Source organism: Cobetia sp. Dlab-2-AX (assembly GCF_024124625.1).
Taxonomy (GTDB): domain Bacteria; phylum Pseudomonadota; class Gammaproteobacteria; order Pseudomonadales; family Halomonadaceae; genus Cobetia.
Map to the genome: position 1 here is coordinate 325,874 of NZ_JAMXRV010000001.1, position 24,556 is coordinate 350,429.

General features: G+C 62.3%; 17 protein-coding genes. 8 read left to right on the top strand and 9 right to left on the bottom strand.

What is annotated here, in order from left to right; all coding sequences use genetic code 11:
- Nucleotides 1-355 precede the first annotated feature (355 nt).
- Both folD and mtnN read left to right on the top strand, forming a co-directional pair.
- Nucleotides 356-1,225, top strand: coding sequence for a bifunctional methylenetetrahydrofolate dehydrogenase/methenyltetrahydrofolate cyclohydrolase FolD (gene folD / locus NH396_RS01430; protein WP_175088614.1), 870 nt, complete (start codon nucleotides 356-358; stop codon nucleotides 1,223-1,225).
- An 85-nt stretch (nucleotides 1,226-1,310) separates the two neighbouring features.
- Complete coding sequence (mtnN, locus tag NH396_RS01435) at nucleotides 1,311-2,021, top strand: 5'-methylthioadenosine/S-adenosylhomocysteine nucleosidase (RefSeq protein ID WP_176677555.1); 711 nt, start codon at nucleotides 1,311-1,313, stop codon at nucleotides 2,019-2,021.
- 119 nt (nucleotides 2,022-2,140) lie between these two features.
- Here mtnN and cysS read toward each other — a convergent pair whose 3' ends face one another.
- Both cysS and NH396_RS01445 read right to left on the bottom strand, forming a co-directional pair.
- Nucleotides 2,141-3,523 carry a cysteine--tRNA ligase gene (gene cysS / locus NH396_RS01440; RefSeq protein WP_253061529.1) on the bottom strand — a complete coding sequence of 461 codons (1,383 nt, stop codon included), beginning with the start codon at nucleotides 3,521-3,523 and terminating at the stop codon, nucleotides 2,141-2,143.
- Between the two features lie 201 nt (nucleotides 3,524-3,724).
- Nucleotides 3,725-5,404: a glutamine--tRNA ligase/YqeY domain fusion protein gene (locus tag NH396_RS01445; protein WP_176677556.1), complete on the bottom strand. Its 1,680-nt coding sequence runs from the start codon at nucleotides 5,402-5,404 to the stop codon at nucleotides 3,725-3,727.
- 238 nt (nucleotides 5,405-5,642) lie between these two features.
- Here NH396_RS01445 and NH396_RS01450 point away from each other — a divergent pair, with 238 nt between their 5' ends.
- Nucleotides 5,643-6,137, top strand: a complete 495-nt coding sequence (locus NH396_RS01450; protein ID WP_043331309.1) for a peptidylprolyl isomerase — start codon at nucleotides 5,643-5,645, stop codon at nucleotides 6,135-6,137.
- 152 nt (nucleotides 6,138-6,289) lie between these two features.
- The gene (locus NH396_RS01455; RefSeq protein ID WP_253061086.1) at nucleotides 6,290-7,063 is read left to right on the top strand and encodes a UDP-2,3-diacylglucosamine diphosphatase; all 774 of its coding nucleotides are present in this window, start codon (nucleotides 6,290-6,292) and stop codon (nucleotides 7,061-7,063) included.
- Nucleotides 7,064-7,164: 101 nt separating this feature from the next.
- On the opposite strand, the gene NH396_RS01460 is transcribed toward NH396_RS01455, so the two are convergent.
- The 3 genes from NH396_RS01460 to NH396_RS01470 form a co-directional block, all read right to left on the bottom strand.
- The gene (locus NH396_RS01460) at nucleotides 7,165-11,079 is read right to left on the bottom strand and encodes an AAA family ATPase (RefSeq protein ID WP_176677558.1); all 3,915 of its coding nucleotides are present in this window, start codon (nucleotides 11,077-11,079) and stop codon (nucleotides 7,165-7,167) included.
- A gap of 78 nt (nucleotides 11,080-11,157) precedes the next feature.
- Nucleotides 11,158-11,868 (bottom strand): tRNA-(ms[2]io[6]A)-hydroxylase, encoded by a 711-nt coding sequence (locus tag NH396_RS01465; RefSeq protein WP_253061531.1) that lies wholly within the window; start codon nucleotides 11,866-11,868, stop codon nucleotides 11,158-11,160.
- Between the two features lie 118 nt (nucleotides 11,869-11,986).
- Nucleotides 11,987-12,481, bottom strand: a complete 495-nt coding sequence (locus NH396_RS01470; protein WP_253061088.1) for a DUF1289 domain-containing protein — start codon at nucleotides 12,479-12,481, stop codon at nucleotides 11,987-11,989.
- Nucleotides 12,482-12,899: 418 nt separating this feature from the next.
- Here NH396_RS01470 and acnB point away from each other — a divergent pair, with 418 nt between their 5' ends.
- A complete protein-coding gene (gene acnB / locus NH396_RS01475) occupies nucleotides 12,900-15,503 on the top strand; it encodes a bifunctional aconitate hydratase 2/2-methylisocitrate dehydratase (protein WP_176678420.1) in 2,604 nt (867 codons plus the stop codon).
- 181 nt (nucleotides 15,504-15,684) lie between these two features.
- Here acnB and NH396_RS01480 read toward each other — a convergent pair whose 3' ends face one another.
- Nucleotides 15,685-16,305 carry a porin family protein gene (locus NH396_RS01480; protein WP_253061090.1) on the bottom strand — a complete coding sequence of 207 codons (621 nt, stop codon included), beginning with the start codon at nucleotides 16,303-16,305 and terminating at the stop codon, nucleotides 15,685-15,687.
- 334 nt (nucleotides 16,306-16,639) lie between these two features.
- Between NH396_RS01480 and rraA the strand changes: the two genes are divergently transcribed.
- Nucleotides 16,640-17,140, top strand: coding sequence for a ribonuclease E activity regulator RraA (rraA, locus tag NH396_RS01485; protein ID WP_043331314.1), 501 nt, complete (start codon nucleotides 16,640-16,642; stop codon nucleotides 17,138-17,140).
- A gap of 89 nt (nucleotides 17,141-17,229) precedes the next feature.
- Here rraA and NH396_RS01490 read toward each other — a convergent pair whose 3' ends face one another.
- On the bottom strand, nucleotides 17,230-18,510 hold the full coding sequence (locus NH396_RS01490; protein ID WP_253061092.1) for a dicarboxylate/amino acid:cation symporter: 1,281 nt from the start codon (nucleotides 18,508-18,510) through the stop codon (nucleotides 17,230-17,232).
- Nucleotides 18,511-18,945: 435 nt separating this feature from the next.
- Entirely contained in the window at nucleotides 18,946-21,333 is a 2,388-nt protein-coding gene (ppsA, locus tag NH396_RS01495; RefSeq protein WP_290441659.1) for a phosphoenolpyruvate synthase, read from the bottom strand.
- A 395-nt stretch (nucleotides 21,334-21,728) separates the two neighbouring features.
- Between ppsA and NH396_RS01500 the strand changes: the two genes are divergently transcribed.
- Together NH396_RS01500 and NH396_RS01505 are read left to right on the top strand one after the other, a co-directional pair.
- Nucleotides 21,729-22,562, top strand: a complete 834-nt coding sequence (locus NH396_RS01500) for a pyruvate, water dikinase regulatory protein (protein WP_043331317.1) — start codon at nucleotides 21,729-21,731, stop codon at nucleotides 22,560-22,562.
- 102 nt (nucleotides 22,563-22,664) lie between these two features.
- Nucleotides 22,665-22,952 (top strand): pyrimidine/purine nucleoside phosphorylase, encoded by a 288-nt coding sequence (locus tag NH396_RS01505; RefSeq protein ID WP_166018755.1) that lies wholly within the window; start codon nucleotides 22,665-22,667, stop codon nucleotides 22,950-22,952.
- Nucleotides 22,953-23,086: 134 nt separating this feature from the next.
- Here NH396_RS01505 and NH396_RS01510 read toward each other — a convergent pair whose 3' ends face one another.
- Nucleotides 23,087-24,466 carry an MATE family efflux transporter gene (locus NH396_RS01510; protein ID WP_253061094.1) on the bottom strand — a complete coding sequence of 460 codons (1,380 nt, stop codon included), beginning with the start codon at nucleotides 24,464-24,466 and terminating at the stop codon, nucleotides 23,087-23,089.
- Nucleotides 24,467-24,556 lie beyond the last annotated feature (90 nt).

The following is a 24,556-nucleotide window of genomic DNA, read 5'->3' on the forward strand; positions in this document are numbered from 1 at the left end:
GACTTGCGACGGCTGAACGCCGCCGGTGGACTGACTATTGTCCCTACGCCTTCTGCTTCCCTGCCCTACCCCCCCTTTCTCCTTTCCTTGCTTCTACCTATGCCTCTACCTTTATCTCGACCTTTTCTTGCACCCCTGAAGATGGAGCATCAGGGCGTCAATCGTATGACATGACCCCACTCTCGCCTGCCCCTGGTGCCGTCCTCTGCACTGTCGAACGCCTGCGGAAGACCTGACAGCCATGACAGCTTTCGACCAAGGTCGTCATTCGGCGTTGACTGGAGGGCAAGGCATGCGAAAATTGGCCATCGTTGACCCTCCTGCATTTATCGCCCACGAGAAGGAATGATCGCTGATGTCAGCACAACTGATAGATGGCAAGGCCATTGCCGAACGCGTACGCCAACAGGTAGGCCGTCAGGTCGATGCGCGTCGTGATGCCGGTGAACGTATTCCGGGGCTTGCCGTCGTGCTGGTCGGCGAAGACGCGGCGTCCGAGGTCTATGTCCGCAACAAGCACCGTGCCTGCGAGAAGGCTGGCATTCTCTCCACCCAGCACCGCCTGTCCGCTGACACCACTCAGCAGGAGCTGGAAGCCCTGGTCGACCAGCTGAATGACGACACCAGCATCGACGGCATCCTGGTGCAGCTGCCGCTGCCGGCGCATCTCGATTCACGCCCGATTCTCGAGCGCATCCGCACCGACAAGGACGTGGACGGCTTCCACCCCTACAACCTCGGTCGTCTGGCGCAGCGCCTGCCGGTGATGCGCCCCTGCACGCCCAAGGGCATCATGACGCTGCTGTCCGAGAGCGGCCTGCAGGTGCGCGGCATGGACGCCACCATCGTGGGCGCTTCCAACATCGTCGGTCGCCCGATGTCACTGGAGCTGATGCTGGCCGGCTGCACCACCACCGTCTGTCACCGCTTCACCAAGGACCTGGAAAGCAAGGTCCGCCAGGCCGACCTCGTCGTGGTCGGCGTCGGCAAGCCGGGCCTGGTCAAGGGTGAATGGATCAAGGAAGGCGCCATCGTCATCGATGTGGGCATCAACCGCCTCGACAACGGCTCGCTGGTCGGTGACGTGGAGTTCGCCCCGGCAGCGGAGCGTGCAGGCTGGATCACGCCGGTACCGGGCGGCGTCGGGCCGATGACCGTTGCCTCGCTGCTGGAGAACACCCTGTTCGCCGCCGAGTTGCACGATGCCCAGCTGGCCGGCAAGTAAGTACAAGCCCTCTCGCTGACACCTCCCCTGGCCACGGGGCATCGCGTGACAGGATGCCCCGCAGGCCCTGCTTCAGGATTTCATCATGTCCCTCAAGACACTTGGCATCATCGGCGCCATGGCCGAGGAAGTCGCCATCCTCGCCGAACTGCTGGAAGACAGCACCACGACTCGACATGCCGGCTCCACCTTCCACGTCGGCCAGCTGCACGGCCTCAAGGTCGTGCTGCTGCAGTCCGGCATCGGCAAGGTCAACGCCGCCGTGGGCGCCTGCCAGCTGATCGAGCGCTATCAGCCGGACGCCATCATCAACACCGGTTCCGCCGGTGGCTTCGCCTCCGATCTGGAGATCGGCGATGTGGTCATCTCCAGCGAAGTGCGTCACCACGACGTCGATGCCGTGGTGTTCGGCTACGAATATGGCCAGGTGCCACAGATGCCGGCCGCCTACCCGTCAGACCCGGCACTGGTGAAGATCGCGCGTGAGTGCGTCGAAGCCCAGGGCGAGATCAAGGCGCGTGAAGGCCTGATCTGCACCGGCGACATCTTCATGGCAGACCCGGAACTGGTCGCGCTGACTCGCTCACGCTTCCCGGACATGCTGGCCGCCGAGATGGAAGCCGCCGCCATCGCCCAGACCTGCTTCGTCTACGAGATGCCGTTCGTGGTCATCCGTGCGCTGTCTGACATCGCAGGCAAGGACAACAACAGCCAGTCCTTCGAGGAATTCCTGCACGTCGCCGCACGTCAGTCCTCGCGCATGGTCGAGGCCATGGTCAAGCGCCTCGCCAGCTGATCAGCCGCTGCCTGAGAGCGACCCCGCCCGACTGACCATAAAAAACCGCCGCCCCTATCGGGACGGCGGTTTTTTTCGCGGTGACATTTTCGCGGCGACAATGCGTCATGCCAACGGCATCAGCCTTCCAGCACCCAGGTTGTCCCCTCGCGGGAATCCTTGAGGATGATGCCCTGAGCGGCCAGCTCATCACGAATACGGTCAGCACCCGCGAAGTCCTTGGCCTTCTTGGCAGTAGCACGCGCCTCGATCTGCGCCTGGATCTCGTCTTCCGACAACGCCAATGCGGCAGTATCACCCTTGAGGAAGACCGCCGGGTCCTGCCCGAACAATCCCAGCAGGCCGCCCAGCGACGTCAGCTCGAAGGCCAGCGCCGGCGCCTGCTGCGGCGCCTCCTTCTTGGCACGGTTGAGCTCGCGGGCCAGCTCGAACAGCACCGACAGCGCACCAGCCGTATTGAAGTCGTCATCCATGGCTGCCACGAAGCGTGCCCGCCAGTCACCTGACATCTCACCCTGTTCGGGCGTGACGTTCTCCAGCGCATTGTAGAAGCGCTCCAGCGAACGACGCGCCTCATCCAGCGAGTTTGCCTCGTAGCTGATCGCGCTGCGGTAATGGCTGGCCACCAGCAGGTAACGCACCACTTCCGGGTTGTGCTGCTCCAGCACATCACGAATCGTGAAGAAGTTGCCCAGCGACTTGGACATCTTGTCCTGCCCGACACGCACTGCGCCGGCGTGCATCCACACGTTGGCATACTGCTGACCAGTGGCGGCTTCGGACTGGGCGATCTCGTTCTCGTGATGCGGGAAGGTCAGGTCCGGCCCGCCACCATGGATATCGAAGGTGTTGCCCAGGCAGCAGGTCGACATCGCGGAGCACTCGATATGCCAGCCCGGACGGCCCGCACCCCAGGGGGATGGCCAGCTGGCCTCGCCCGGTTTGGCGGCCTTCCACAGCACGAAGTCGAGCGGGTCTTCCTTGGCCTCTCCCACTTCCACGCGCACGCCGGACTGCATGTCATCGAGCTGACGGTTGTTGAGCTTGCCGTAGCCTTCGAAACGACGCACACGGTAGTAGACGTCCCCATTGCTGGCCGCGTAGGCAAAGCCCTTGTCGATCAGCGTCTCGGTCATCGCGATGATATCGCCGATGTGGGCGGTCGCCCGTGGCTCGCGATCAGGACGCAGGATCCCCAGACGCCCCTCGTCTTCGTGCATCGCCTGGATCATGCGCTCGGTCAGCGCCTCGAAGGCTTCGCCATTCTCGTCGGCACGCTTGAGGATCTTGTCGTCGATATCGGTAATGTTGCGCACATAGGTGACGTCATAGCCACGCGCACGCAGGTAACGCGTGATGATGTCGAAGGCCACCATCACACGCGCATGGCCGATGTGACAGAGGTCATAGACCGTCACGCCACAGACGTACATGCGCACCTTGTTGCCTTCCAATGGCACGAAGGGTGCCTTGGTCCGGCTCAGGGTACTGTAGATGGACAGTGTGCTCGCGGCATCTTCGAGTGAAATCATTCAGTCATCGCCCTTGGCTACTTTGCTGACAGCGCTCTGTCAGTCTTGCGAAATGGAGCGACCCGCAGGCCGATCATGCAACTTCGTCATCGAAGGTACAGGATCCGCCTGCGGGCCGTGAAGCGGGTAAAAGTCATGCCAGCAGACCTCCCGCAGGAGGCCTGGCTGCCATCAACCCTTCTTCTGGGCCTTGGCCCAACCGTCCTTCAGGCTGACGGTACGGTTGAAGACCAGCGCGCCATCGACGCAGTCATGGCGGTCGGCGACGAAGTAGCCGATACGCTCGAACTGGTAACGCGTTTCCGGCGCGGCATTGCGCAGGCTCGGCTCACCGAAGCCCTTGACGATGCTCAGCGAGTTCGGATTGAGGTGCTCAAGGAAGTCGACATCCTTGTCGCGGTCCGGCTCGGCTTCCAGGAACAGGTTCTCGTACTGACGCACCTCGACCGGTACCGCGTGCTCGGCACTGACCCAGTGGATGACACCCTTGACTTTGCGGCCTTCCGGGTTCTTGCCGAGGGTATCGAGGTCGACACTGCAACGCAGCTCGACGATCTCGCCGGCCTCATCCTTGATCACTTCATCACAGCGGATGACGTAACCGTTGCGCAGACGCACTTCCTTCTCGGGCGCGAGACGGAAGAACTTCTTCGGCGCATCTTCCATGAAGTCGTCGGCGTCGATCCACAGCTCACGGGTCAACGGAATCTGGCGCGTGCCCATGTCGTCACGCGCCGGATGGCCGGGCACCTCGAAGACTTCCTCATGGCCTTCCGGCAGATTGGTCAGCACCACCTTGAGCGGGTTGAGCACGCACATGGCACGCAGCGCGTTGTCTTCCAGGTCGGAACGGATGGCGTGGTGCAGCATGCCGATCTCGACCATGCCACCATCCGCGCGGCTCACGCCGATCATGTCGCAGAACTTGCGAATGGAAGCGGCCGTGTAGCCACGACGACGCATGCCCGAGATGGTCGGCATGCGCGGGTCATCCCAGCCATCGACGACGCCTTCGTCCACCAGCAGCTTCAACTTGCGCTTGGAGGTGACGGTGTAATCCAGGTTCAGACGCGCGAACTCGATCTGACGCGGCGTGCTCGGCACCGGCAGATTGGCGAGGAACCACTCGTACAGCGGGCGGTGGTCTTCAAACTCCAGCGTACAGATGGAGTGCGTCACGCCTTCCAGTGCATCGGACTGACCGTGGGTGAAATCATAGGACGGATAGATCTTCCACTTGTCGCCGGTCTGGTGATGGCTGGCATGACGGATACGGTAGAGAATCGGATCACGCAGATTGATGTTGGGCGCCGCCATGTCGATGCGGGCACGCAGCACCTTCTCGCTCTCGCCGAATTCACCCTTCTTCATGCGCTCGAGCAGGTCGAGATTTTCCTCGGGGCTACGCTCACGGTAAGGGCTCGGGCGACCCGGCTCCTTCAGCGTGCCACGATATTCACGAATCTCGTCCGGCGACAGGTCATCGACATAGGCCTTGCCTTCACGCACCAGGTGCTGAGCCCAGGCATAGAGCTGGTCGAAGTAATCGGAAGCGAAGCGCACCTTGCCGGCCCACTCGAAGCCCAACCATTCGACGTCTTCCTTGATGGCGTCGATATAGGCCTGCTCTTCCTTGGCCGGGTTGGTGTCATCGAAGCGCAGGTGACAATCGCCACCGAGCTGCTGCGCCAGACCGAAGTTCAGACAGATCGACTTGGCGTGCCCGATATGCAGGAAGCCGTTGGGCTCCGGCGGGAAACGCGTGACAACCTTATCGGCACGGCCGGCCTCGAGTTCTTCGCGGATCTGGTTAAGCACGAAGTTCGGAGCGCTCTGGGTCTCGGTACTCATGAAGTTTCGCTGCACCTCTGTGTGGTTCCTGGGCGTCGTATTGCGGGTCGTCATGTGGTTGAACGAACGTGCGCAAGGACAACAAGACGGATGATCGGGGCTGCATCCACGCGCCTGCCGCCCGCTCAGGCTTTCGTGTCTGGATGCAAAGCCGCTATTATAGCGCGACGCCCGCAGGCGATGCCATGAAGCCGCGCCTGCCTGACACTTGAGCAAGACAGATGACCGGGAAGCCCGCATGATCGTTCTTCACACCAACTACGGCGATATCACCCTCGAACTCAACCACGAGAAGGCCCCGAAGACCGCGGCCAACTTCGAGCAGTACGTGCGTGAAGGCCACTACAGCAATGTCCTTTTCCACCGTGTCATTCCGGGTTTCATGGTTCAGGGCGGTGGCTTTGACACCGACTTCAACCAGAAGCCGACCAATGGCGTGATCGAGAACGAAGCCGACAACGGCCTCAAGAACGACCGCGGCACCGTGGCCATGGCTCGCACCATGGACCCGCACTCCGCCAGCGCCCAGTTCTTCATCAACGTCAATGACAACGACTTCCTGAACTTCACCAGCAAGACCAGCCAGGGCTGGGGTTACTGCGTGTTCGGCAAGGTCGTCGAAGGCATGGACGTGGTCGAGAAGATCGAAGCAGTCAAGACCACCCGTCGCGACGGCCACGCCGACGTGCCGGCAGAAGACGTGATCATCACCAGCGCTGAAATCACCGAATAAGCGATTTCGCCTGATCACGCCGCAAGGCGTGCCTGCCGCCCGGCCTTGCCTCGTGATCGCGAGTGTCAGGCTGGGCGGTTTGCGTTACGAACTCCCACGGCAGTGCGCCCTTGCGATGCCCTGCTGACCGCCCACCTTCGCGGACCCCGACCATGAACACGACTGCCACCACCCTCTTCATCTCCGACCTGCACCTGCAACCCGACACGCCCGAGATCGCCCAGGGCTTTCTCGACTATCTGGCACGCCTGGCATCCTGCCAGCCTGCCGTCGAGCGTCTGTTCCTGCTGGGTGACATCTTCGAGGTCTGGGTCGGCGATGACTATCGCAACGACTTCACCGACAGCATGAGCGCTGCGCTCAAGCGCATCGCCGAACGCGGCACCGCGATCTTCTTCATGCACGGCAATCGGGACTTCCTGGTCGGTGAGACCTTCGCCGCCGAGGCCGGCGTGACACTGCTGCCCGACCCGAGCGTGATCGAGCTGGACGGCGAGCGCGTGCTGCTGATGCACGGCGATAGCATGTGCACCCGCGACGAGGCCTACATGAAGTTTCGTGCCATGACCCGCGACCCTCAGTGGCAGGCACAGATTCTGGCCATGCCGCTGGAACAGCGTCTGGCGCTGGCCCAGTCATTGCGCATGCAGTCCGGCGAGACCAACAGCGAGAAGGACGAGGCGATCATGGACGTCACGCCCGAGGAAGTGGTGCGCGAGATGCGTGAGCACGGCGTACGCACGCTGATCCATGGCCATACGCATCGCCCGGCGGTGCATGAACTCGAGATCGATGACGAGCCGGCGCGCCGCATCGTGCTCGGCGACTGGCGCCCGACCCAGGCCTTCGACATCATCGCCCGTGGCCAGGGGCCAGAGCTGCGTGAATTTGCGCTGCCGCTGGTCGATGCGATCACTCACGGCTGATCGCTCGCACACACCAAAAAGCCCCGCTGCCGATCACGGCAGCGGGGCTTTTTGCTTACGCTCTCACAGTATCAGGCGCTTCGCTGCGCCAGTCGCTTCGCTCAGGCCGGTGACGATGCCTTGCGGCGCGCACGCCCCTCGGCGATCTCCACCAGCTGATGCCAGCCCAGCACCGCGGGGGCATCGGCACTCGGCAGCCCTTCCAGCAACACTTTCAGACGCTGACACCGCTCGGCATCATGGGCATCGACCAGACGCAGCCAGGTGGCAAGCCCCATGGCTTCATGGTGGGTGTTTTCCTGCTCGATGGAGTAGGACAGCCCCTGCTCGATCAGGGAGCGCACCTTCTCCATCGGCAGCCCCTGAGCACTGCGCAGGCTCGCGACCAGATAGCTGACCTCTGACAGGTAGAAGGAATTGCGCTCCTGGGCGACCAGCAGCACCTTCTCCATGTATTCCTCAGCGGCAGCGTACTCGCCCAGCGCCATCACGGCGTCCATGTACCACAGATTGGGACGCTGATGACGCTCGCGACCGGTCAGTTCCGCGAACTCGTTCATGCTCGACTGCAGCATGGACAGGCCATTGCGGTCACCATTCATCGCCCGCGCCCAGCCCAGCACACCATGCGCGGCCATGTGCCAAAGGTGAAGGTCCGCTGAACGCGTCACTTCCAAGGCCCGCTCGGCACGCTGGGTCGCCAGATGGGTGTGGCCCAGCTGGCGATACAGGGAGGTGGAGAACATCAGTGCCATCGCCAGCGAACCGGGCTGACCGATCTGCTCGGCCATGCGAATCGCCGCCTCGGCCTGCTGCTCGGCCTTCACGTAGTCGCAGCGCAGACACGATGTCCAGCTCTGCAGACATGACGCTGCCACCTGCGGGTGATCGCTGAACGGCAGCCATTCGAGGACCATCGGATGGTTGACCGGATCGATCTCATCCAGGTGCTCGCCCGCCACACGCACGCGACCGGCCCAGAACTCGCAGTGGGCACGTGCATAATCGGCCAGACGGCGATAGCGATCATCGGAAAGCTCTTCCGCCAGCTCGCTGAGGCCCGAGGCCAGTGCGAAGGCATCGGCGTGGGCATGACGCTCGCTGCAGCCGACCCACAGACCCCATTTGACAATGAAGGCCTGTTCAAGGTCCGGCTCATCGTCCTCGACCAGCGCAGGACTGCTGAGCAGATTGCGTGCCTGCACGAAGCTCTCGTGGGCAATGCGTGAGCCATGGCCCTCCAGCGCGAAGCCGGACTGACCGCGTACCGTCAGCAGACTGACCTCGCGCTCTTCCTGTCCATCGACATGCTTGAGGCAAGCCAGGCCGTTGTCCGCCATCCTGAGCGCGGTGCGGTTGGCGCTGATCTTGAGCGCCTCGCGCGCCGAGAGCTCGAAGTAACGCGCGGCACGGCTGAAGTTCTGCGACTTGCGCAGGTGAACGGCGAAGTAGCCGGGGTGACGACTGATCCAGGCGGGATACTTGTCCTCGATGAGCGCGACCACCTGATGGTGAATCCGGCGTCGCACATCCCGCGGACATGACAGATAGGCCGCTTCCTGGATCAGCTGATGGGTAAACTGGTAGTCGAATTCACTGTCGCTGCCGCAGGCCTCGATGATCTCCAGACGCTGCATGTTCTCGATGGCGCGCTTGAGGCGGCCCTCTTCGAACTCACAGCTCTGGCGCACGAAGCTCAACTTGAAGACACGCCCCAATACCGCGGCGGCGTGAGCGACATCGCGCCCTTCTTCCAGCTGATCGATACGACTGGAGAGCAGGCCGATCAGGCCCTTGGGCAACTCGTCGAGCTGCACCGGGCGCCCTTCGCGGCGGTCCATGTCGAGACGACGGCAGATTTCCTGCAGGTAGAGCGGCACGCCATCGCAGCGCTCGATGAGCTGACTGCGCATGCGCGGACTCAGGTGCAGGCGATAGCGACGTGACAGGTGCGACAGCAGGCGCGAGACCTGCATCGGATCGAGGCGACCCAACGCAATGTACTGGTCCCAGTTGAGCTTGACTGCCAGGCTGTCGCGACCGTTGTGGCTTGCGGCCAGCATGAAGCCGATGTTGATCGGCAGACGCGCCTGCAGGCCAGCCAGTACCTTGAGCGACGGCTCGTCGAGCCACTGCAGGTCATCGATCATCATCACCAGCGGGCGCAGGCTGGCTGACTTCTCGATCACCAGATGCAGCACACGCACGACGCGTTCGACCGTCTCACTGGACTGGATCAACACCTCGTCTTCCGTGGTGTCTTCCGCCGTGCCGAGCACCGCATGGAAGGAGCGACGCACTTCCTCGCTGATGCCCTGCAACGCCTCGGAAGACTCGAACAACTGCTCGACGCTTTCGCGATCGATATTGCCGTCCAGACGCCAGCGAATCAGCGCCGTCACGACACTGTAGGGCTCCAGCTGCGAGAGGCGCGTGGTCGGCATCCAGCACAGCCCGACATCCTGGCTCTGCTCCAGCTGACGGAAATTGACCATCAGGGCCGACTTGCCCATGCCGGTGTTGCCACTGACCAGCACGCTCTGGCGCAGGCCGATGCTGGCGCGAGCCAGTGCATCGCGCAGACGGCGCAGCTCGCCCTCGCGACCAATCAAGGTCGGCAACGAGGATTCGCGAGTAGCGACGCTGCTGCCCAGCACCAGCGCGCGCAGACGCACGCGACCGTCAGCGGCCAACAGGCGCGAGGTCAAGCGGGGCTGCAGGTCCAGTGCCGGCGGCATGTGCTGGCTGGCTTCCTGGGAGATCACCAGCTCGCTGCCTTCGGCGGCGGTCATCAACTCGAGGGAATATTGCGTGACCTGACCCAGCGGATCGGCCAGCTGACGCTCCGGCAGGTAGATGACCTGACCGGAGTGCAGGCCCGCCGACAGCGAGAAGACCGGCGGCTTGCCTTCGCCGTCCCACAGCTTGGCGATCTCATCGGGGATCGCCTTGCTGCAATGTTCATATAGCGCGACCAGCTCGGCGAGCTGATGCGCCGGGCCGTGGGTACCGAAACATGCCAGACCCACGCCCCCCGTGGCACCCGGCAGCCAGAAGCCCCCCAGGTGGTGGCACTGCTGCTCCAACCAGCGCAACAGCTCGATCTGCAGCGTCAGGCAGGCACGCGCCCAGACGCGGTCACGATGGCTGTCCTTGACGCTCAGGCGTATGGCCATGACCGACAGCTGACGGTGATCGATTTCCTCTTCACGCAGCGGCGCGCTGTCCAGCGACAGGGTCCGTGAGATGGCGCCCTGCGGCGTCATGGAGCTCATGGTCTCGCTCTTGCCATCGGACCAGTAGCGCGCCAGTTGCAGGAAGCCGGGGTCCGGCTGCTGGCCGGAGAGCGCCAGTTGCTGCAGGAAGGCATTGAACTGCTCATGGGCCGCGGCCGACTGACCGCCTTCGGCCAGCTGACGCACGAGACGCTCATGGAAGGGGCCGTAACCGGAGAAGCGGCTGACCAGCGTGCGCAGCACGTCATCGGGCAGCGGTTCATCCGTGGCCAGCACCCGCTCGGCGAACTGGATGACGCGCTGACGCCACTCGCCACGCACCTTGATCATCCAGCGCTGGAAGTCAGGGCACTGGGTCAAGGCGAGCTCCTCGACCAGATCGCCACGATACAGGGTGAGAATCTCTCCCAGGGTGGCGACGGAGGGCGGTGCCAGCAGTAGGCCGTTGAGCTCGTCGAGATCAAGCTCCCAGTGCTCCGGCAGCGAGAGCGCGATGGTCTGACGCGACACCGTCAACAGATTGTCGGCCTCGTCGCCGAGACTCTGACGCAGACAGTGCAGGGCGTGGCGAAGGTTGGTCCGTCCGGAAGACAGCCCCTGATCCGGCCAGAGCAATTCCGCCAACCCGGCACGGGAGACGGCCTGATCATGCAGCAGCAGATGCAGAAGTAGCGCCTTGACCTTGTCGTAGCTGAACTGAGTCAGCGTGTCATCACCCAACGTCAGCTGGAAATGTCCCAGCAGTGCCAGTTGAGCTTGACCAGATGTTTCCTGCGTCATGTGTCATCCATTTCAAAGTCGCGAACGAAACGCCAGCCCTGCCACGGCGCCGGTGATCCCCTGTCCTTGATCCTTGCCTTAGTCTCTCGTGCCTTGATCCATCGCGTCTCGGCCCACCCTGACCGAGGCGCGCGCTGCCCGTCGTGCGCTCGGCTGACCACTGTGGAAGCGGAAGACAGCGTCGGGGGTTTCGATCAGCTCTCGTTCCACTTCACGTAGCACCGCGAGACGGGGGGCCAGTGGTTCATTGGTGTATTGCTCTGCCAACATGAGGTAATCCTCATAGTGACGTCCTTCTGACTTAACCAAAGTGCGATAGAACTTTGCAAGCTCTGGTTCCAGATACGGGATGAGGCGCGCGAAGCGCTCACATGACCTTGCCTCTATCAAGGCGCCGATCAGCAGGATGTCCACCAGGCGTTGCGGGTCTTCGTCCCTGACCTGCTGGCGCAAGGCTTCGGCATAGCGCGAGGCCTTGATATGCCGATAGGCGATGCCCCGCTTCTCCATCAGCCCGACCACCTGCTCGAAGTGCAGCAGCTCTTCGCGCGCCAACTGTGACATCTTGGTCAACAGCAGTGGCCGGTTCACGTAGCGGTACATCAGGCTCATGGCGGTGGAGGCGGCTTTCTTCTCGCACTGCGCATGATCGATCAGCAACAGCTCCGGATTCTCAAGCGCCGCCTCGACCCAGCTCAGGGGCGTCCTGCAGGGCAGAAAGGCCAGCAGCGACGCCGGCAGCAAGGCATCGGTATCTTCATCGCTTGGCCCCTGCGACGCTGCAATCATGTACGTCCCGGCCTCACTCTCGCCATACTGCCCAGCATGAACATCATCATGCTGCCTGCTCTGCTCAGGCGCAATCACATTGCGCTCGGTCACGTCGGTCATTGAATTCATTATCACGTCAGTCTTTTATCTCGCTCGCTTGCGTCTGCTGCTGACTGACAGGAGACACCTCAACGACGGAGTTCATATCATTATCGGCACGCTTTGCCGCTTCCACCATGATTTCATCGTTTATATGAGCAAAAAGCTGTTCGGGCTCAAGTGCTCGCGCATGATCCAGTGGCGCGATGCCATACGCTGACAGGTCCTTTATGCGGGTACGCCCGACACGCAGCAGCTCAACGGCGCGTGACAGAGCCGACTGCTCGGCACGGAAACGGATGCGATGGCGGGTAAGCTGCTCGGCCAGCATGGCGTCATCGGCGACGCGCAGCCAGCGGGCGGCGACCTGACTGCGCAGCTCGTCCAGTGCCAGCATGCGCTGGGCGCGCTGGTCACTGTCATAGCCGAACCAGGCCAGGATCTCATGATCATGACGCTGGCAGCCGCGACAGACGCTATCGCCGACCGTAGTGGAGCAGACACCTACGCAAGGAGAAAGAATACGGCTCATGTTGCCCTCGGGGGAGGCGGAAAGTGTGATTCGGGGTACCCCCATCATACCGTGCGTACCCGAGAGCCGACAGCATCGCGCCGCGTGCGCCAAAGGGCCCCTTGTCAGCGGCGTGCTGGGCGTCATCAGCGCGTCATCAAGGTTGCCGCATAGTGTTTTCTCAGCGTGACTTCCTGACAATCAGATGAAATATCAGGATGTTATGCCGCAATAGGCGACCAAAGTCTCAGCCCCCGCCACTGGGCGCTCCTTAACATTGTCGACAAAGTTGAGTAGACTCGCATTCGCCCCGTAGCGCCTGATTCGCTCGCAATAAGACGCTTGAATTACCCGCAAGAAGCCTCGAGGTGCCATGCCCTGCGTCTTCAAGACGACTGGCCCGCGCATTTCGACACGATTACAGATGAGGGTCTCCCACGTGCTTGAAGCCTACCGTCAACAGGTTGAAGAACGCGCCCAGCAGGGCATCCCGGCAAAGCCGCTGAATGCCGAACAGACCGCCGAACTGGTCGAACTGCTCAAGAACCCGCTGGCCGGTGAAGAAGAGTTCATCCTCGATCTGTTCACCAATCGCATTCCCCCGGGCGTTGATGAAGCCGCCTACGTCAAGGCTGGCTTCCTGACCGCCATCGTACGTGGCGAAGCCGCATCTCCGCTGATCGACAAGACACATGCCGTCAAGCTGCTTGGCACCATGCAGGGCGGTTACAACATCGCCACGCTGGTCGAGCTGCTGGACGATGAGAGCCTGGCCAAGGAAGCCGGCGAACAGCTCAAGCACACCCTGCTGATGTTCGACGCCTTCCACGATGTCGCAGAGCGCGCCAAGGCCGGCAACGCCGTCGCCCAGGCCGTGCTGCAGTCCTGGGCCGACGCCGAATGGTTCCTGTCCAAGCCGGCGCTGGCCGAGAAGATCTCGCTGGCCGTCTTCAAGGTGCCGGGCGAGACCAACACCGATGACCTGTCTCCGGCGCCTGACGCCTGGTCACGCCCGGACATCCCGCTGCACGCCAACGCGATGCTCAAGAACCCGCGTGAAGGCATCAGCCCGCAGGAAGATGGCGTCGTCGGCCCGCTGGCCCAGATCGAGGAAGTGAAGGCCAAGGGCTTCCCGGTCGCCTACGTCGGTGACGTGGTCGGTACCGGTTCTTCCCGCAAGTCCGCCACCAACTCCGTGCTGTGGTTCTTCGGCGACGACATCCCGTTCGTGCCCAACAAGCGCGCTGGCGGCTTCTGCATCGGCAACAAGATCGCCCCGATCTTCTTCAATACCATGGAAGATGCCGGTGCCCTGCCCATCGAGATGGACGTCGAAAAGATGGCCATGGGCGATGTCATCGACATCTACCCGTACGAAGGCAAGGTCTGCCGTCACGACACTGACGAAGTCGTCTCCACCTTCTCCCTCAAGACTCAGGTCCTGCTGGATGAAGTGCGTGCCGGCGGTCGTATTCCGCTGATCATCGGTCGCGGTCTGACCGACAAGGCGCGTACCGAGCTGGGTCTGGAAGCGTCTGACGTCTTCCGCCTGCCGGAGCAGCCCAAGGACACCGGCAAGGGCTTCACCCTCGCGCAGAAGATGGTCGGCAAGGCCTGCAACATGCCGGGCGTGCGTCCGGGCATGTACTGCGAGCCGAAGATGACCACCGTCGGCTCCCAGGACACCACTGGCCCGATGACCCGCGACGAGCTGAAGGACCTGGCATGCCTGGGCTTCCAGGCCGACCTAGTGATGCAGTCCTTCTGTCACACCGCCGCCTATCCGAAGCCGGTCGACGTCGAGACTCACCACACCCTGCCCGACTTCATCATGAACCGCGGCGGCGTCTCCCTGCGTCCGGGCGACGGCATCATCCACTCGTGGCTGAACCGCATGCTGCTGCCGGACACCGTCGGTACCGGTGGTGATTCCCACACCCGCTTCCCGATGGGTATCTCCTTCCCGGCGGGTTCTGGCCTGGTGGCCTTCGCCGCCGCCACTGGCGTGATGCCGCTGGATATGCCGGAATCCATCCTGGTGCGCTTCAAGGGCGAACGTCGTCCGGGCATCACCCTGCGTGACCTGGTCCACGCCATCCCGCTGTACGCCATCAAGCAGGGTCTGCTGACCGTCGACAAGGCCAACAAGAAGAACGCCTTCTCTGGCCGCATTCTGGAAATCGAGGGTCTGGAAGATCTGACGGCCGAACAGGCCTTCGAGCTGTCCGACGCCTCTGCCGAGCGTTCCGCCGCCGGTTGTACCATCACGCTGTCCGACGAGAGCGTGACCGAGTACCTGAAGTCCAACATCACCCTGCTCAAGTGGATGATCGCCAACGGTTACGGCGATGCCCGTACCATCGAGCGTCGTATCGCGGGCATGGAAGAGTGGCTGGCCAATCCGAGCCAGATGCGTGCCGACGAGAACGCGGAATACGCCGAGATCATCGAGATCGACCTCTCCGAGATCGACCAGCCGGTGCTGTGTGCGCCGAACGATCCCGACGATGCCCGTCTGCTGTCAGACGTCGCCGGTCAGAAGATAGACGAAGTCTTCATCGGCTCGTGCATGACCAACATCGGTCACTTCCGTGCTGCGGGCAAGCTGCTCGAGAAGCAGCCGGCCGGTAGCCTGAAGACCAAGCTGTGGCTGGCTCCGCCGACCAAGATGGACCAGCACCAGCTGACCGAAGAAGGCTACTACGGCATCTACGGCCGTGCCGGCGCACGCATGGAAATGCCGGGCTGCTCACTGTGCATGGGTAACCAGGCACGTGTGGCTGCCAAGTCCACCGTGGTGTCCACCTCCACGCGCAACTTCCCGAACCGTCTGGGCGACGGCGCCAACGTCTTCCTGGCATCTGCCGAACTGGCGGCCATCGCGGCCGTGGTCGGTCGTCTGCCGACCGTCGAGGAATATCAGGGCTACATGGGCGAATTCGATGCCATGGCGGGCGAGATCTATCGCTACCTGAACTTCCATGAGATCGAAGAGTTCCAGAACGCCGCGTCCAACGTGATTCCGGTCACCCAGGAAGCCTGATCAGGCGGGGAGTCATGCCCCTGCATGGCTCCCCTCTGACAGCAGCATTGGCATCATGCAACTGGCGTCATGCCAGACAACGAAACGGGCCGCCCCTCAAGGGACGGCCCGTTTTTTCATGCCTGCGACAAGCTCATTCTTTCATGCCTGCGATAAGCTCAGTGGATGCAAGCGCCCTGCCTCAGAACTTGTAGCCGACCGAGGCGGTGAAGGCATCCACCTGATAATCGCTGTCGAAGTCATAGCGCTCGTACTCGGCACGGATCAGGAACGGGTCCAGATTGACCTGTGCGCCGGCGCCATAGACCGGATCAAAGCCGTCGTTGTCCTTCAGGTCGACGCTGGAATTGCCCAGATTGCCGTCGACATCGGTTTCCCACTTGGCCATCCCCGCCTTGGCGAACAGCGAGAAGTACTGACCGATGGGCAGGATACCCACCACGTTCACACCATAGGCCTTGGACTCGAGATCGGTATTGCTGAAGTCATTGCCCTTGAGCCGGACAGTTCCCAGGTCGGTGTAGAAGGCCTCTGTGGCGAAGTACGGATTGTACTGATAGCCCACGAAGGCCTTGTAGACGTTGTCGTCATCATCCACATCGAAGTCATCGCTGCCGGATTCGATGAAGTCACCGGCCTCATCGGAATCATCGTTCTCAAGGCTGGAGAAGCCGGTACCGGCACCGATGTAGAGACCTTCGCTGGTTTTGCCTGCTGCCTGAGCGTGGCCACTGAGCGCCAGAGCGAGAGCGGCGAAGGAAACGGTAGCCAACGGGGCGGCCAGAAGACGTGACTTGCTCATGTATTGCTCCTTGATCCAATGGGCGGCACAGGCAGCTGCCGGCCGGACACTGACGGCAAAACGGCGCCTGTCATGGGTTGCAGAAGCATCGTGGTAGATATAGAACAGTGTTTCAAGAGTGGCGTTTTGACTACTTGTCACGTCGCCAGTCAGCAACATGTCCTCGTGTCCTTCCCGCCCCCTCCACTTGCGCGTGCCAGAGACCCACTTAGCCCTTCGCACAGGTGCAAAGCCCTGGCGCATCGGGCATTCTCGACGTTGTGGCATTGCAGCAATCGCCAGCGCTCCGTCCCTCAAGCGGCCTGCCGCGGCCGACCAGCACAAGGAATACGACATGACGCATCCCATCTCCACCCCCGACCTCTGCGATGAGTTCCCCGACGTGCAGGTGCTCGAGCCGCTGTTCATCAATTACGGCGGCGTCGAGTCCTTCGGTGGCGAAGTCGTGACCATCAAGTGCTTCGAGGACAACTCGCTGGTCAAGGAAGCCGTCGCGGAGCCCGGCGCAGGCCGCGTCCTGGTCGTCGATGCCGGCGGCTCGATGCGCTGCGCGATGCTGGGCGACATGCTCGCCGAACAGGCCGCCAAGAGTGGCTGGGCCGGCGTGATCATGTATGGCTGCATCCGCGATGTGGATGAGATCCACGCCACCAATCTCGGCGTGCAGGCACTGGGCTGCTATCCGCGCCCCAGCATCAAGCGCGGCGAAGGCCAGCGTGATATTCCGGTCACCTTCGCGGGCGTCACCATCGTGCCTGGCGACTACCTCTATGCCGACAACAATGGCGTCATCACCGCCAAGGAAGCGCTGATCCGTACCCAGCCGACGCCCTGAGTCGCCGTCTCGCACCGCTGTGTGCGCCGCAATGAAAACGCCCCCGCAACCAGGCAGGTTGCGGGGGCGTTTCGCGTCAGAGTGAGGGCTCAGCGAGTGCTGGCGGGCTCAGCGGCCTGCGAACCAGCTTGAGCACTGGCCTGAGAGTCCGCAGCCGTATCATCGGCGCGCGCGAAGCGGTCCACCACGGCGGCGCAGGCAGCGTCACCAGTGATGTTGAGCGCGGTACGCGTCATGTCGAAGATACGATCCAGCGCGAACAGCAGCGGCAGGCCTTCGATGGGAATACCGGCCGCCAGCAGCACGGCGACCACCAGGAACGACGGCCCCGGTACACCGGCCTGCCCGATGGCCCCCAGAGTCGCGGTGAACACGATGGCGGCGTAGGCGGAGAATCCGAGATCGACATCGAAGACCTGGGCGAAGAACATCGCCACCAGCCCGTAATAGATGGCATTGCCGCTCATGTTGATGGTCGCGCCCAGCGGCAGCACGAAGGCAGAGGTGGCATTCTTGAGGCCCAACTCCTTCTCGCAGACTTCCATGGTGACCGGCAGGGTCGCCATGGAAGACGCCGTGGACAGCGCGACGGCCTGCGGCTTCTTCATCGCGGACATGAAGCGACCCAGCGGCACGTCAGAGCCGAACTTGACCACCAGCGGGTAGAACACGAAGCCGTAGATGAGGATGGCGCCCATATAGACGAGAAACAGCTTCATCACCAGCGTCAGTACATCGAAGCCGAAGGTGCCGACGGCGTCCGCCATCAGGCCGAAGACGCCGATCGGCGCGATCAGCATCACCACGTTGATCATCCACACGAAGGCTTCGATGACGGTGTTCAGGCCTTCGATCAGCGGCTTGCCCCGCTCACCGGTCTTGGACAGGCCAATGCCGAGGAACAGGCAGAACACCAGGATCTGCAGGATATTGGCATCGGTGAGTGCACCGAAGATGTTGGTCGGCACCATGCCAAGAATGGTGTCCATCACGCCCGGCACGTTACCCTTGTCCGCATAGGCGTTGGAGAACATGCCCTTGGCGCTTTCCAGGTCCACTCCGCTGCCCGGCTGGAAGACATGCCCCATCACCAGCGCCAGCATCACGGCCACGGCCGAGGTCAGCATGAAGAAGGCGAAGGTGGAGAGACCGATCTTGCCGGCGGAAGGGCTGTCACCCAGATTGGCGGCTCCCGACACGATGGAGACCGCGATTAGCGGCACGACCAGCATCTTGATCAGGTGAATGAACAGCTCGCCCAGTGGCGCGAACATCGAGGCGTCTTCGCCCATGTACGCCCCGACACCGGCACCCAGGATCATGGCGATGACGACCTGGACGCCGATGTTTTTCCATAAAGACTGTTTCACGTTACGACTACCTTGGATTGTGTCTGAAAGGTCGGTTGTTGCGTGCCACCGCGTTGCTGGCTACCGGTGAGGCCTGCCGTCATGGTCACCATGGACTCATGGTCGCCTTGGACTCATGGTTACCTTGGATTCATAGGCACCATGAATATTGTGGTCAGCAGGGTGGCTGGGATTATAAATGACTGCCTTTTTTACATAAGACAGAAGGATAATCCTTTAGTCGCGCAATCGAGATCGTTTTGTTGCTATTTGTTACTAACTGACGTCTTTGGGCCGCATTCTCCCCCATTGGTCTAATGTTTGAGCTGACCAACCTTTCAGGTTTCAGGCCACGAAACGAAAAGCGCCCACCGCACGTCGAGTGCGATGGGCGCCCTGGGTGACAACGACCGTCTGCGCCTCAGCGCGTCAGGTCACCGTCGTGGGGAGTCTGGGTCATACCAGCTCCTTGTCGGCCAGCATGAACCAGGTTTCCAGCACAGAATCCGGGTTGAGAGAGACGCTGTCGATGCCTTCTTCCATCAGCCACTTGGCAAGCTCCGGATGGTCTGACGGGCCCTGACCACAGATGCCGACATACTTGCCCTGCGCCTTGCAGGCACGAATCGCCATCGACATCAGCTGCTTGACCGCCGCATTCCGTTCATCGAACAGGTGAGCGACGATGCCGGAGTCACGGTCCAGTCCCAGGGTCAGCTGGGTCAGGTCGTTGGAACCGATGGAGAAGCCATCGAAGTGCTCGAGGAACTGGTCCGCCAGCAGCGCGTTGGTCGGCAGCTCGCACATCATGATGACGCGCAGGCCGTTCTCGCCGCGCACCAGACCATTCTCGCCCAGCAGCGTGATGACCTGCTCCGCCTCGCCGGTGGTGCGCACGAAGGGCACCATGATCTCGACGTTGGTCAGGCCCATCTCGTCACGTACGCGCTTGAGGGCACGGCACTCCAGATCGAAACAGTCACGGAAGGTGTCGGACACGTAGCGCGAGGCACCACGGAAGCCCAGCATCGGGTTCTCTTCGCCCGGCTCATACATCTTGCCGCCGATCAGATTCTCGTACTCGTTGGACTTGAAGTCCGACATGCGCACGATGACCTTCTGCGGGTGGAAGGCGGCCGCCAGGGTGGAGATACCCTCGACCAGCTTGTCGACGTAGAAGTCGACCGGGCTTGCGTAGCCGGCAGTGCGCGCATCAATGGTCTGCTGCAGGTCGATGGGCAGGGTGGCGTAGTCAAGCAGCGCCTTGGGGTGCACGCCGATCATGCGGTTGATGATGAACTCGAGACGCGCCAGGCCCACGCCGGCATTCGGCAGACGCGAGAAGCTGAAGGCGCGGTCCGGGTTGCCGACGTTCATCATGATCTTGAACGGAATCTCCGGCATCTCGTTGACGCTGGTGACGGTGCGATCGAAATTGAGGATACCGTCATAGACGTGACCGGTATCGCCTTCGGCGCAGGAGACCGTCACTTCGCGGCCTTCGGCAAGCACCGAGGTCGCGTCGCCACAGCCGACCACGGCCGGGATGCCCAGCTCACGCGCGATGATCGCCGCGTGGCAGGTACGTCCGCCACGGTTGGTGACGATGGCGGAGGCGCGCTTCATGACCGGCTCCCAGTCCGGATCGGTCATGTCGGTGACCAGCACGTCGCCGACCTGCACCTTGTCCATCTGCTCCGGGTTGTCGATCACGCGCACCGCACCCTGGCCGATACGCTGGCCGATGGCACGTCCGGTGACCAGAGTGCGGCCCTTCTCGCGCAGCTGGAAGCGCTCGAGGTTGCCGCCCTCTTCCTGGCTGACGACCGTTTCCGGGCGCGCCTGGACGATGTAGAGCTTGCCGTCGTCGCCATCACGCGCCCATTCGATGTCCATCGGACGCTGGTAGTGCTTCTCGATGATCATGGCCTGGCGCGCCAGTGCCTCGACATCGGCATCGCTGATGCAGAAACGGTGGCGGTCCGGCACCGGCACGTCGACGGTCTCGACGGAACGGCCCGCACTGGTGTCGTCGGTGTAGACCATCTTGATCAGCTTGGAGCCCAGGTTGCGGCGCAGTACCGCCGGGCGGCCAGCGGCCAACGTGGTCTTGTGGACGTAGAACTCGTCAGGATTGACCGCGCCCTGCACCACGGTCTCGCCCAGGCCCCAGGAGCCGGTGACGAAGACGGCGTCGCGGTAGCCGGATTCGGTGTCCAGGGTGAACATCACGCCGGAAGCGGCCGTCTCGGAGCGCACCATCTTCTGTACGCCGGCAGACAGCGCGACCAGTGAGTGATCGAAGCCCTTGTGCACGCGGTAGGAGATGGCGCGATCGTTGAACAGTGACGCGAACACCTCGTGAACCGCACGCTTGATGTTGTCGAAGCCTTCGATGTTGAGGAAGGTTTCCTGCTGACCGGCGAAGGAGGCATCCGGCAGGTCTTCCGCGGTGGCGGAAGAACGCACGGCGACCTTCAGGTTCGGGTGCCTGGCCTGAAGCTCGGCATAGGCACGCTCCATCTCGGCCTCGAAGGCCGGCGGCAGCGGCGTGTCGATGATCCACTGACGGATCTCGGCACCGACGCGCGCCAGTTCGACCACGTCGTCCACGTCGAGAGCATCGAGGGCAGCATTGATACGCTTGTCGAGGCCTTCGTGGGCCAGAAACTCGCGATAGGCAAAGGAGGTCGTTGCAAAGCCGCCGGGCACGGTGACACCGGCATCGGCCAGATTGGAGATCATCTCACCGAGCGAGGCGTTCTTGCCGCCAACGCGATCAACATCGTTCATGCCGAGCTGATCGAAATCGACGACGTATTCGGATGTGGCTTGCTGTGACAAGGGAACCCCCTGGTACCAATGGATGGAAACGAATGACCGATGGAGGACGATGAACCGCCTTCCGTTCAGCAATGACGCCACCCTAACAAGCTCTCTCTAGCATTAGCCATTGGTCTAACCGGCTAGTCAGTGGAGGAGGACTACAACCCTGAGCCTTTTTCAGACGTTCTGTCGCCATCGTCGGCGAACATGTCGACAAGCCAGAAACGGCCGCTACAGGAATGTAGTCATGAGACGCTTTGGTTGAGAACGAGAACACGGGATTTCTCATATCGCGCCACTGCCCCTGTACCGGATATTGCAAGCTCGACAGTGAACACCGACACTTGGGATCTTCATGGGGCAACAGCCTGAGCGGGCTGGTGTCTTCGATTCGTTCTTCACGAGTGCCCGTCATGACCCGAACCGCCTTCTTCATTTCCGATGGCACCGGCATCACCGCCGAGACACTGGGACGCAGTCTGCTCGCCCAGTTCGAGAACACCGACATCCGCATGGTGACCAAGCCCTATATCGATTCGGCCGAAAAGGCGACGGCACTGGTCAAGGCCATCGAGAGCGCGCATGCCAACGACGGCGAGCGCCCGATCATCATCGACACCATCGTCGACCAGAACATCCGCGACATCATCTCCGAATCCTCAGGTTTCAAGGTCGACATCTTCTCGACCTTCCTCAAGCCGCTGGAAGAGGAACTGGACACCCACTCGTCCTACAGCGTCGGGAAGACCCACTCCATCGGGCAGGACGACGTCTACATGAATCGCATCGATTCGGTGCATTTCGCCCTCGACAACGATGATGGCGCGCGCACGCACCAATACGACAAGGCAGACGTCATCCTCATCGGCGTCTCACGCTGCGGCAAGACCCCGACCTCGCTGTATCTGGCGCTGCAATTTGGCATCCGCGCGGCCAACTACCCGCTGACCGAGGATGATCTGGACGAGTCCGGTACCCTCAAGATGCCCGCCTCACTGGCGCAATATCGTCACAAGCTGTTCGGGCTGACCATCGACCCGCGCCGTCTGGCCGCCATCCGTACCGAGCGTCGCCCCAACAGCCGCTACTGCTCGATCGACCAGTGTCTGCAGGAAGTCGAGCAGACCGAGGCACTCTTCCGCCGCTCCAAGGTGCCCTACATCGATACCACGCGGTTCTCGATCGAAGAGATCTCGACACGCATGATCGCCGAGACCGGCCTGGCGCGCCGCTTTTCACCGCGCTGACCTCGACGCCAGGTCATCACTAATCGAACAACACGACACACGTCGGCCACGACGACAGACATCGACCACAACAACAGCGCTACTCACCCAGGAAATCCTCCCATGTTCAACACCAACCACTACTTCGACGGCCAGGTGGCCTCCATCGCCTTCCAGAGCGCAGACCTCCCTGCTACGGTCGGCGTGATGGCCATCGGCGAATTCGTGTTTTCCACCAGCCAACGCGAGTACATGACCCTGATCAGCGGCGACATGCAGGTACTGCTGCCGGGCGCGGAAGAGTGGTATCAGCTCGCCGCCGGTGAAAGCTTCATCGTCGAAGCCAACCAGAGCTTCGAGGTGCGCACCACGGTCGAGTCCGCCTATCTGTGCAAGTACGAAGACGCTTAAGGCACTGGAAAACAACCGCCTGAGGCGCTGGTGACAAAAGCCCAAGGCACTGAAAGCCAGGCATGAAAAAGCCGCCGTGACCCGAGAGGGTACGGCGGCTTTTTCGTCACGACAGCGGCTTCTCGATACCAGGCTCAGGCCCGCTGCCTGAGTACCGAACGTAGCGCCAGATAACTGATGCCACCCATCAACAGGTAACTTGTCGCTACCCCGGCAAAGATGCCGATCACGCCATACAGAGCGCCGCCCAGCCAGGCCAGCGGCACCAGCAAGGCGAACAGGCGCACCAGCGAGAGTGTCATCGCGCGGCGCGGCTTGTGCAGCGCATTGAGGCTGGAGTTGGCGAGGATGATCACGCCCTGGGCACCGAGTGCGGCGGGAATCAGCCACAGATAGGTGCTGACCAACCCCGCGACCTCCTCACTCTCGGCGAAACGCGCCGCGATCCACTCACCGCCCAGCCCCAGCCCCAACCAGACGACCAGCTGCCAGACGAGAATGAAGGCCAGCACGCCGTGGATGGCGCGCCACACGCGCTTCTGCTGGCCAGCGCCATCGTTCTGGCTGATGAAGGGCGACAGCGTCATGGACAACGCCAGCACCAGAATCAGCGCCAGCGACTCGATGCGTGAACCGATACCGTAAGCCGCCACCGCCGCGTGGCCATGCTGACTGACGATACGCGTGACCAACGCGGTGGCAATCGGCGTCATCACGCTGGTCAGCGCGGCAGGCAAGCCGATCGCCCCGATCTCGCGCCATGATGTCACCAGCCGCGTCACGCTCAGGTGACGAAAATCGAGTCGCGCACGCAGCAGTGGCAAAGCCAGCAAGCCCAGCGTCATCGCCAGCCATGCCAGCACCGTGGCCAGCGCCGCACCCGCCACGCCCATGCCCTGCCAGCCGCCGATACCGAAGATCAGCAGCGGGTCGAGCAGCGCATTGAGCACCCCCGCCGCCGCCATCACCAGCGAAGGCACCAGCGTATTGCCCTCGGCGCGCAGCACGCTGCCCAGTACACGCGGCAGCAATACGAAGGGCGCGCCGAAATACCACACCTGCATGTAGTCGCGGATATGTGGCATCAGGGTGTCATCGGCTCCCAGCAGCCCGAACAGTGGCCCGATGCTGGCAAGCCCCGACGCCAGCATCACCAGCCCCAGCAGCAGCCCCAGCAGACTGGAATCCGTGGTGCGCGCCTTGACGGTCTCGAACTCGCCACGCCCCAGCCTGCGCCCCACCACGGCGGTGGTGCCAATGGACAGCCCGATGGCGATGCTGATCACGCCGAAGGTGACCGGGAAGGTCATGGTCACCGCCGCCAGCTCCGCGGTGCCCAGCTGGGCGATGAACCAGGCATCTACCAGGTTGAACAGCATCATGGTGACGATGCCGCCGATCACCGGCCCCGTCATGCGGGCCAGCGTCGAGGCAATCGGGTCACGCAGCAGGTCACGCGTACCACGTCGAGACGAGGCACGTTTGGGGGTGGCAGGGGTATCAGGGTCAGACATACAGGCTCCGGACAGAAAACGACCCCGACCGGCGAGGTGCCAGCGGGGTCGAACAGTGTAAAGCATCAGCGTGTCAGGTGAGGGGCAACG